The 9,811-nt window shown below is 67.2% G+C and carries 8 protein-coding genes and 4 pseudogenes; 9 read left to right on the top strand and 3 right to left on the bottom strand.

The window, feature by feature from the left end; all coding sequences use genetic code 11:
- Positions 1 to 696 (bottom strand): annotated as a pseudogene (locus GCL84_RS01565) (hypothetical protein); the annotation flags it as partial.
- Between the two features lie 98 nt (positions 697 to 794).
- Between GCL84_RS01565 and GCL84_RS01560 the strand changes: the two are divergent.
- From GCL84_RS01560 to GCL84_RS01530, 8 genes and pseudogenes are all read left to right on the top strand, one after another.
- Positions 795 to 2,468 (top strand): hypothetical protein, encoded by a 1,674-nt coding sequence (locus GCL84_RS01560; protein ID WP_156753509.1) that lies wholly within the window; start codon positions 795 to 797, stop codon positions 2,466 to 2,468.
- Positions 2,469 to 2,525: 57 nt separating this feature from the next.
- On the top strand, positions 2,526 to 2,861 hold the full coding sequence (locus GCL84_RS01555; RefSeq protein ID WP_197522947.1) for a transposase: 336 nt from the start codon (positions 2,526 to 2,528) through the stop codon (positions 2,859 to 2,861).
- A gap of 56 nt (positions 2,862 to 2,917) precedes the next feature.
- Positions 2,918 to 4,135: pseudogene (locus tag GCL84_RS01550) on the top strand (ISAzo13 family transposase); the annotation flags it as partial.
- A gap of 567 nt (positions 4,136 to 4,702) precedes the next feature.
- A pseudogene (locus tag GCL84_RS30910) lies at positions 4,703 to 4,768 on the top strand (hypothetical protein); the annotation flags it as partial.
- 48 nt (positions 4,769 to 4,816) lie between these two features.
- Entirely contained in the window at positions 4,817 to 5,140 is a 324-nt protein-coding gene (locus tag GCL84_RS30905) for an HYD1 signature containing ADP-ribosyltransferase family protein (protein ID WP_197522946.1), read from the top strand.
- Between the two features lie 3 nt (positions 5,141 to 5,143).
- Complete coding sequence (locus tag GCL84_RS01540; RefSeq protein ID WP_156753505.1) at positions 5,144 to 5,440, top strand: DUF6881 domain-containing protein; 297 nt, start codon at positions 5,144 to 5,146, stop codon at positions 5,438 to 5,440.
- Between the two features lie 191 nt (positions 5,441 to 5,631).
- Entirely contained in the window at positions 5,632 to 6,075 is a 444-nt protein-coding gene (locus tag GCL84_RS01535; RefSeq protein ID WP_156753504.1) for a hypothetical protein, read from the top strand.
- A 110-nt stretch (positions 6,076 to 6,185) separates the two neighbouring features.
- Positions 6,186 to 6,545 carry a hypothetical protein gene (locus tag GCL84_RS01530; protein WP_156753503.1) on the top strand — a complete coding sequence of 120 codons (360 nt, stop codon included), beginning with the start codon at positions 6,186 to 6,188 and terminating at the stop codon, positions 6,543 to 6,545.
- 42 nt (positions 6,546 to 6,587) lie between these two features.
- On the opposite strand, the gene GCL84_RS01525 is transcribed toward GCL84_RS01530, so the two are convergent.
- Both GCL84_RS01525 and GCL84_RS29095 read right to left on the bottom strand, forming a co-directional pair.
- A complete protein-coding gene (locus GCL84_RS01525; protein ID WP_156753502.1) occupies positions 6,588 to 7,268 on the bottom strand; it encodes a hypothetical protein in 681 nt (226 codons plus the stop codon).
- The gene (locus GCL84_RS29095) at positions 7,261 to 7,914 is read right to left on the bottom strand and encodes a type IV secretory system conjugative DNA transfer family protein (protein ID WP_197522945.1); all 654 of its coding nucleotides are present in this window, start codon (positions 7,912 to 7,914) and stop codon (positions 7,261 to 7,263) included. Before GCL84_RS29095 ends, GCL84_RS01525 begins: the two co-directional genes overlap by 8 nt.
- 1,030 nt (positions 7,915 to 8,944) lie before the next feature.
- Here GCL84_RS29095 and GCL84_RS01510 point away from each other — a divergent pair.
- Positions 8,945 to 9,811 (top strand): annotated as a pseudogene (locus tag GCL84_RS01510) (IS30 family transposase); the annotation flags it as partial.

Raw genomic sequence — 9,811 nt, 5'->3', positions numbered from 1 at the left:
CCTCGGCCTCGGCCTTGGTGCGCAATCGGAAGTGGCGCTGCGCGCGTCGACCGCCGCACGCGCGTCCTCGGCCGCGATCACCGAACCCGCCAACACCGCCATCTCCCTGGTGGCGCCCTTCACGGGCGCTGACCTCGACGCCGACTTCGTCGTCCTGGTCGCGACCGAGGCGCAGAAGGTCGGCGCCGACCAGGCCCAGCGGGCGAGGCCGCGGCCAGCGCTGGGGCGGAGGTCAAACCCGCGTTCGACGCCGCCGCCGCTGCCGCCGCATCGTCTGCCGCAGCGGCGAGGCCAGCGGCAGAGGCGCAGCAGGCAGCCGCCGCTGCGGCCATCGACGGCGCCGCCGCCCGAGCGGCTGATGTCCGGGCTACCCAGGCCGACGCCCAGGCCCACGCCGACGCCGTCGCCGCCCGCAACGCCGCGAACTCGGCCAACGGCAACGCGGCCATCGCGGGCCACAGCGCCGCGGCCGCCGAACAAGAGGCCGTCGCGGCGCGTGGCGCGGCTACCCGGGCTGAGAACGACGCAGCCGCCGCGCGTTTGGCCGCGACCCAGGCGGAGGCGGACGCTGCGGCAGCGCGGACGGCCGCCGACAACGCCGAGGAGCACGCCAGGAACGCGGCCGAGGCCGCCTCCCGCGCACGGCAGTCCGCAGTCGAGGCCCAGCAAGCCGCCGGCCGCGCCGAGGCCCAGCACCGCGCGGCCGAGGCCGAGCAGCGCCGTCAGGACGCAGCGGCAGGCGGCGACGGGCTGGCGGGTCTGCAGTCCGCCTGCTCGGCGACGCGGTCCAGGAAGTGCAAGGAAAGTTCGGTGTAGCGCCTACGACTGCGGAGATCACCGCCTGGGAGGAAGACGACCTCGCCACAGTAGCCAGCCTCCGGGCAGCGGCCGCCGCCACCGTCAGTCCAGTCGTCAGACGCCTGATCCGCGACCAGTTGGCCTGGCCCAGTACCCACGCGAAATCGATTGCCCTGCGCCACGCCGCCCTCACCTTGGTTGTCGCACTCGACAACCGCCCAAGCGATGATCTCGCCGAACTTGTCGTGGGCAAGGCCGTGAGCGGCAGGCTGCTCCGATCGGGGCATGTGCCCGACCTGCGTGAGTTCGTCGCCGCTGAACTCGCCCGCGCCAACCTCGAACGAGGCGATGAACAGCAGGTCAACGCCCAGATCATCGGCGACATCAACCTCGGGTTTGAGCAGAAGCGGAAGGAGACCGAGCGCTTGAAGTCGACGGTCATCGACCACCTGTGGAACGAAGGAGGGCCCGCGCACGTAGTGCGCTGTCTCGACGCCGTGGTGCGCGGCGCCGAAGCGGTCGAACTCGATCGCAGCAGGGACACCCTGCTCGCCGACTTCGCCCGCCTTCGTCCCGAACTGACTGCGGACTTCGTCCACGCCGCGGTCGAGAACCGCCCAGGCCCTCTTGATGGCCACTTGCAGTGGCTTCTGCAGCGGTGGGCGGACTCGGACGAGACAGCCTTGCTCCACTGGCTCCATGGGTTCGCCAATCACCGACGTGAGGTCCGCAGGGCTATCGCCGGGGCATTTGTCTCAGCCGGGTGGGCGAGCAGAGCCGGACGATTCGCTTCTGTATGGCAGGAGGGGGCAGATGATCCAGATGTCGAAATCGCAGACCAGTTCCTGCTGGCAACTCACGCGAGGTTGACCGACGACCCAGCGGCAACCGTCGACCTGATCCTCACCCGCGGCATTGCGCCGACAACGGCCGCCACCCTCCTCGACTACGCCAGTGGATACGGAAGCTCAGACTGGGGGAGAAGTCTCGACGACACTGCGGCCCGTGCCGTGCTCCGCCTGATTCGACACTGCGGCTGGACCGCCCATAGCATCGAGGAGGTAACCGCGGGAATCGCCTTCACCCATCCCCGCCTGGTCCTCGACGCCTTGACGGCGGCGGTTGCCGAGGACCAGACCCTGCCAACCGGCACCAGCACGCTCGTCGCGGCGTTCGATCGGCACGCCGACGTACTCGCCGACTGGCTGGCCGACGATGTCGATCTAGATCTCAGGTCGTGTCGCCGGGTCCTCAGGACGGTCGTCGAGTCCGCGTTCACCCCCAACCAGGCTGATCATCTCGCAGCACGGCTCGGCGCCCTCGACGCTGAAAACCTCGAACGGTTCGTCCTCGTGCTGGACGAGATCCGACCATGGCCCCTGCACCATCCCGCTCTCGCCCGCGATGTCATCGAGGCTGGGCGGGCGCTGTCAAAAGCCGAACAAGTGGACAGCCTTCGCGAGATGGTCGCAGCCAGCATGACCTTGTCCGCCTGGGGATCCATTAGCGGCCACTCGGCTGAACTCGAGCGGGGCAAGAAGGCGGCCACCTCCGCCATAGACACCGAAACCGACGCTGAGTTGCGCACTGACCAATGCCACGCACTCGAGTGGTACGAACAGCGGCTTCAGCAGATCGCCAACCATTTCAACGACATGTTGAGCCAGTGACACGGGCCTTGACCCCGGATGTTGGACACCAGACACACTTGGATCCTGGTGGTCCGGGTGGACAGGAGTCCCGAGAAGATGGCGATGAAGCACTATCCGTCGGAGTTCAAGGCCGAAGCGGTCGCGTTGTACCGGTCGAGGCCGGGGGCGACGATCAAGTCCTTGGCCGCTGACCTGGGGGTCAACCACGAGACGCTGCGCAGCTGGATCCGCAAGGACGAGCGACGGGCCGGGGCGCCCACCGGGGCCGGGGCGCGGCAGGCGGTGGTCCCGTCCCCGGCGTCACCGGAAGGCGAGAACGCCGCGTTGCGCAAGCGGGTCCGGGACCTCGAGGAGGAACGGGACATCCTGCGCAAGGCAGCCAAGTATTTCGCCGGGGAGACGCGCTGGTGAGGAGCCGTAACGAAATTACTGATGGTTCGACTTCGTCATGATCACCTGTGTGGTACATGGCTGCCGTGGGGATATCGGAACGGGTGCTGGCGGTGCTGGATGTGAAGTTCGCGGCGCTGTTGCCGCATCTGGACGAGCGGCGGCGTCGTCTGTATCTGGCCACGGAGGCTGGGGCTTTGGGGCCCGGCGGGATCAGCGCGGTGGCCAGGCTGGCGGAAGTGTCGGAGCCGACCATCGTGCGGGGGCGTGCCGAGTTGGCCAGCGCCTCCGAATCGCTGGTGCGGGTGCGCAGGCCTGGTGGCGGGCGCAGGTCCGCGGTCGAGAAGGATCCTGGTCTGGTGCCGGCGTTGGGGGCGCTGATCGAGCCGCGGGAGCTCGGCGATCCGATGTCCCCGTTGCGCTGGACCACCGCCTCGTTGAGGGATCTGGCCCGGGAGTTGACCGATGCCGGGCACCCGGTCAGCGCCCCGGTCATCGGCAGGCTGCTGCATCGGATGGGGTTCAGCCTGCGGGGCATGGCCAAGACCCGCGCCGGCAGTCAGGTGCCGGACCGCGACGCGCAGTTCCGGCACATCAACGCGGCCGTCGAGTCGTTCCTGGCGGCCGGTTTGCCGGTGGTGAGCGTGGATGCCAAGAAGAAGGAGCCGATCGGCGACTTCGCCCGCGCCGGCCGCACCTGGCGTCCTCACGGCAGACCGATCACCGCGCCGGACCACGATTTCACCCACCCGGACACGCCGATCGCCATCCCTTACGGCGTCTACGATCTCGGGCGCGACACCGGCTGGGTCAACGTGGGAACCGACCGAAACACCGCGGCGTTCGCCGTGGCACCCCTGCGCCGCTGGTGGAACGACCAGGGCCGCCTCGACTACCCCGACGCCACTGGGCTGCTGGTCACCGCCGACGCCGGCGGGGCGAACTCCGCCGACTCCACGCTGTTCAAGATGGACCTCGCCGCGTTCTGTGACGAGTCGGGAATCACCGTCACCGTCGCGCACTTCCCGCCAGGGACATCGAAGTGGAACAAGGTCGAGCACCGGCTGTTCTCCCGCATCACTCACAGCCTGCGCGGACAGCCGCTGACCAGCTACGAGGTACTGCTGCGGACCATCTCGGCCACCCGCACCGGCAGCGGACGCAACGTCAAGGCCCTGCTGGACCGAAACGACTACCCCACCGGCCGCAAACTCACCAGGGCCCAACGCAACGCCGTCGCGCAGCGCATCGCACGCCATGAGTTCCACGGAGAATGGAACTACGCCATCGCCCCAGCCGGTTCCGGGCGGCCCGTGCCGATCGAACCGGGGCACCAGCCGCCACCGATCCCGGCCGAGGCCACCTTCCTGCTCACCCACCCCACGCTGACCGGCATGAGCCGCGAGCGGTTCGACCAGCTCGTATCGCAGCTCGAACCCTGCAGACAGATCCTGGCCGAGGCAGAACGTCAGGCGGAAGGCAGGGACCGGCGAGGGCGCAAACCCGGTTTCGGCATCCTCGATCATCGCCACCGGGTCCTGGTCGCCGTGCTCAGCAGCCGCAACACCGTCACCTTGACCCTGACAGCCCGACTACTCGGCCACGACCGCAACACCCTGAGCTATCACGCCGGCAGAACCAGACCACTGTTGGCCTTCGCCGGAACCGATCTCATCGCGGCCCTGACCCGTCAGACCCACCCGCCGCGCACCCTCGGAGCCCTGAAAGCCGTGATCGAACCAGACGACAACATGACCAAAGCGGGCAGTAGTTGAGTTACGGCTCCTTGGCTCCAGACCTCGTCGGGCACCTGGCTCCAGGTCACCGCGGTCCGGCAGTTCACGGACCAGAGCACGGCCTACGACCTCACAGTCGAGACGACCCACACGTACTATGTGCACGCAGGGCCCACACCGCTCCTTGTCCACAACTGCGGCAACGGTACAAGTGAGCCTAATGTTCAAGGCCCGCAAAGCTTGTACCACTACACGAACGAGGTGGGGCACGATGGGATCATCGCAAGTGGAGAGTTGAAGCCGTCGTTGAAGGCGAACAACCCCAAGGACGCTCGTTACAGGGATGGTCAGTACCTGACTGATATTCGGCCGGGGACCAAGACGCCCGGACAACTCTCTGCAGCCTTTCTGCGTATACCTTGGGCGGGGAGGAAGCTCACTCATTACGTCGAGATTGATGTTTCCGGACTCGATGTGAAAATGGGTCGAGATCATGTATACGTCGTTCCCAATAGCGGTTCGCTTGACCTCGTCGGACGGGTGTTAGGGTCGGGAAGGAATTAAGTTATGCGGTACGTGAAGGTTCAATGGCGTCACGACAACGCGGACGAACCGATGGTATATCTCAGCGAATTAGATGATAGCGGCTACGAGGTGCGCAAGGTTCAGGTCTATCCGGACGGGCGTCTGGAATTTGCCGATTCGGAGATCGACACCGACACTATTGGTCTATCAGATGTCGCTTTCCCTTCTGTTGCTGAAATCTCTGAGCAAGAGGATTGTTCTGCGAAAACGATCGATTGTGAGGAGTTCGAGACCTTTTGGCGGTCGGCACGCTTGAGCCGCAATACGCAAGACGGTTAATGACAGGATTTACCGTAGAATAGTTCACCTGAAGGTTGAGCGCGGACACTCCGCCCGTGAAGCTCACAGGAACGACAGGGTGCCATCCGGCTAGATTCGCAGGAGAGGGTTGGCATGAGGAGCGGGAACACTATCACGACCTACTTCCGACCGGACGACCCGGCGACCTATTTCGCCAGGAAAGCCACTAGGTGAACCGTGACGTCAGCGCTTTCGACGAGGCGTTCACCCGTTTCGTCGAGGCGACAGGCCGCTGGCGGGACACAAGTCCCGACGCGCTCTTGGAGCGGTGGTTGACGTTCGTTGCCGAATGCGAGCAGGGGTATTCGCGCGACGCCCAGGACTACTTCAACGACCTCACCACGAGGGACGCTCTGGAGCGGGCCTCGACCGCGCCGGAGTTGCATGTGTTCCCCGAACTGGCCAGGCTCCGCACGCGGGTGGAGAAGGCAGATTCGAGGTTCCGGGTACTCCTGGTCCCGGATGTGTTTCCTTGCATCCCGAAGGAGTGCTGGTGGAGTCGTGGCATCGTAAAGGGTGGTGCGAGAAGCTTCGTCGAGGATATGCGTCGAGAGTACCGACTTGAGTTGGTCGAGGTGGAGCGCAGCGACACAGGCGAAGGCGACGTGGATTGACGGTGGTGGCCGTCGGACCTGTTCGTTTCGACGGCCACCGTTAGGAGTTGATCAGTCCAACACCGAATTGGCCAGCGATCGCGCCGCGTGATGAAGGGGACCAGCGCAGTATGAGCAACGAGCAGGGCCGGGTGTTCCGGGAGGCATGGATCGCCGGTGTCGTCAAGCACTACCCTGGCGAGCCGAAGCCCGGCTACATCGCTCCCTGGGATGAGACCCCTGATTGGGAGCGCGACGCCGCCGCCGCGGTGCACGACCAGGTGGTCGCATTCCTCCGGGCCACTGACGGCGCCGCCGCGAAGCTGGCCCGGGAGCAGAAGGGGCGCTTCGTGGCCCTGTGCTGGATCGGCCAGATCTTCAAGCACTTCTCCGACCCGAAACCCGCCTACGTTGCGGACTGGGAAGTCCTGCCCGACTGGCAGAAGGCGACGGACATCGACATCTTCGAGCACATCGAACAACGAGCATGACCGGCTGATCCCGGTCGACAACGGCCACGGCGCGGTCGATGCCTACGGGGTTTCAGCCGGTGACCATGGCCAGTCCTGGGGTGGTGCCTCGGGCCGGGTGGCGAGGTCGGCCTCGAGGTGCTGCTCGAAGTCGTTGTCGATGGGGAGCTGGCGGGCTGTGGGTGGGACGTGGGTCTTTGCCGCTTTGCATTCTCGCCAGTCGGCGGCGGTGGCCAGTCGGGTGAGGGAAGGCCACAGGCAGCGGTCTCGCCAAGTGAGCATGGTCGAGGTCGGGCGGTCGCCGGCGAAGTAGGCCTCGCGCCAGGCGGCGTAGAGGTCGGTGAGCTCGTCGACGGCGATGGTGTGGCGGTACCAGCACGGTGGTAGCGACAGCTCGGTGGACAGCGGGTACCGGCCGGTGCGGTGGTCGACAAACCACCGCACCTCGCGCCACAGCTGCTCGGCGGTCGCCCGGTCCTGCAGCGGCCATGCCCAGCGCGATGGGCGTGTTGGGTCGGCGACCTCGGACAGGGGCTCGGCCAGGTCGGCGACGACCGCGTCCACCTCGCCCAGGCGGGCGTCGGTGGCGAGCAGTGCCGCCCGCAGGATGTCCAGGCGGCGGTGGTGCAGCTCGCCGGCTCGGGCGAGGTCGGCGACCAGGTCGGGCAGCACGGACGCGTCGAGCACCGGGACCTCGGGCGGTTCGTCGAACCACCCGTCGTCGCCCTCGCCTGGCTCAGCCACCGCCGCCCACCGGGGTGAACGCCCCACCGGAGGGGGCAGTGGTCTGGACGTCGACGATCAACTGCCGGGCACCCCGCCGCGAGGCCCGGACCACGGTGTCGACCTTCGGGTCTTCCCAGGTGCCGGGCACCCGGACCCGGGCGGCGCGCAGGTTGCGGTAGAGCAGCAGTGCCTCGCCGTCGCCGAGTTTGCGCAGGGCGGCCACGGTCAGGGCGCGTTCGGTGCGGGTGCTGACCGTGACCTGGTCGGGGGAGCGGCCGGTGGACACGCTGGTCTGGTCGACTTGGCGGTCGCCGAGCAGGTCGCTGATGCCGCGCAGGTCCGCCGCGGTTGACAGCCCGCCGAGGACCAGTTTAATCGCGGCGTTGTCCCAGATCTCCACCGCTCCCTCAGCGCCCCTGCGTTGGCGCAACTGGGCGGGGGACAGGATGTAGACGTAGACCTGGATGCTGCGGCCGCCGGAGTCGGCCAGGCGGGAGGCGAGGTCCTCGACGGGGGTGATGTTGCTGGCCTCGTCCATGACCACCCGCAGCGGCGGGTCCAGCCGCAGGTCCCCCTCCGCCGCCACCGCCGACCGCTCGTCGGCGGGGTGTTGGGACAGGATGTCGGCGCGGTGGAGCACCTCGACCATCAGCGCGTTGACCATCGGCGCGGGCCCACCGAGGGGATTCGGAGCACCGGTGGAGGGAACTGTGACCGATGATGTCGCCAATCGGCGAGACGCGAAATCGCAGGGCTGCTGCACTGGATCGGTGACTACCGAGCCCTTTTCATCCTGTGATGATCTCGTGGTTCTGCAGGTTGTCGCTGTAGCGGTGGCAGGGTGCGGTGCGATCATGTGGTTTTTCGCAGAGTGGCTGCGAGGTGGTTCGCGGTGAGGAGGACTTATGGCTGGTCGTGGTGGTCGTGCTGGGTGGGTGGCAGTTGGTGCGGCGGCGGGTGGTGTGGCGGTGTGGGCTGTGTTGCGGTTCGGGGTGTTGAGGTGGTTGGTCGATGAGGGGCACCCGGCTCGGCCGGTGGTGGAAGGGTTGAGCTGGATCGCAGGCATCGGCGGCTTGGTGGTGGCTGTGGCGGCGTTGGTGGTGGCGGTGCGCCAGCAGCGACCCGTCGGGGAGGCGGGCGGCGGCGGTAGCGGTGGTGCGCAGTCGGCGTCGCATGGCGGAGTGATCCTCAACAACGGGGTGAGGGGTGGGTCGGGTTCCGGGTTGACGGTTGGGGTGCAGGTGAATCCGCCGGACCCTCCGGGGCCGGCGCGGGGGTAGACCGCCTCGCGTCGGATGGACAGGGTGGGTCGGTGGTGTCGTCCGTCGGTGCCGTGGTCGGCGGCGGGGCTGCGGTGGGGGTTGTCCATGGTGGCCTGACGATTCAGGCAGGTGTACCCGTGCCGGCGGTCGAGTCTGTTTCAGTCCCTCCGGGTGCAGGGCGGATACCGGCGGGTATGGGGCTGTTTGTGGGGCGCGGGCACGATTTGGGGCGCTTGGAGAAGGTGGGGTCGGAGGCGGGCCGTGCGGTGGTGGTTGCGGTGCACGGGTTGGGTGGGATCGGCAAGAGCACCTTGGCTGCCCACTTCGCCCGGACCCAGAAGGACCGGTTTTCCCTGGTGTGGTGGCAGGTTCAGACGGTCGTAGCATGTGATCTTGGTGTTCGGTGGGGAAGGATTCTCTGTCGTGCGGGAGATGTTGACGTTGGCTGATCGGGAGGAGATCTCTCGGGGCCTGGTGGAGTTGTTGGAATACAAGGACATCGCCGTTCGGATCGGTCGTGATCCGTCGGTCGTGTCGCGTGAGGTGGGTCGTCATGGTGGCCGTGAGGGGTATCGGGCGGTGGCGGCCGAAGGTGATGGCGGTGAACCGGTCGGCCCGGACCAGGTCGCGGGTGTGGTCGTTGTTGCGTCGTGGCTGGTCACCGGGGTCGATTGCGGGCCGGTTGGCACGGCGGTATCGGGCCGGGGACCCTTGCCGGGTGAGTCACGAGGCGATCTATCAGTGGGTCTACGCGCAACCCGTCGCGACGCTGCGCCGGGAGTTGATCGCGTTGCGCACCGGCCGGACCCGGCGCACCGGCCCGGGCCCGGCACCCGCCCCGAGGATCCGGGAGCCCCGGTACATCGACGAGCGCCCCGACGAGGTGCAAGGCCGTGCTGTGCCTGGTCATTGGGAGGGGGATCTGGTGATCGGGAAGGGCGGCAAGTCGGCGGTGGCGACCCTGGTCGAGCGTACGAGCAGATTTCTGATCCTGGTGCCGCTGACCGGGCGGGACTCGTTGACGGTGACCCAGGCGATCATCGCTGCCGTCGGCGATCTCCCGGCCACGATCAGACGCTCGTTGACGTGGGACTGCGGGTCGGAAATGGCTCTGCACAAGGATGTCACGGCGACCGGGTTGCCGGTGTACTTCGCCCACCCGCACTCACCGTGGGAACGGGGAAGCAACGAGAACCTCAACCGGATCGTCCGCGAGTACCTGCCCAAAGGTGTGGAGATCACCAGCGACCCGACCTACCTCGCCGCGATCGCCGCGGAGATCAACGACCGACCCCGTAA

This window comes from Actinokineospora pegani (genome assembly GCF_009745975.1).
Taxonomy (GTDB): Bacteria; Actinomycetota; Actinomycetes; order Mycobacteriales; family Pseudonocardiaceae; genus Actinokineospora; species Actinokineospora pegani.
Note: the sequence above shows the minus strand (reverse complement) of the source record. Positions and strands in the feature narration are given on the sequence as shown.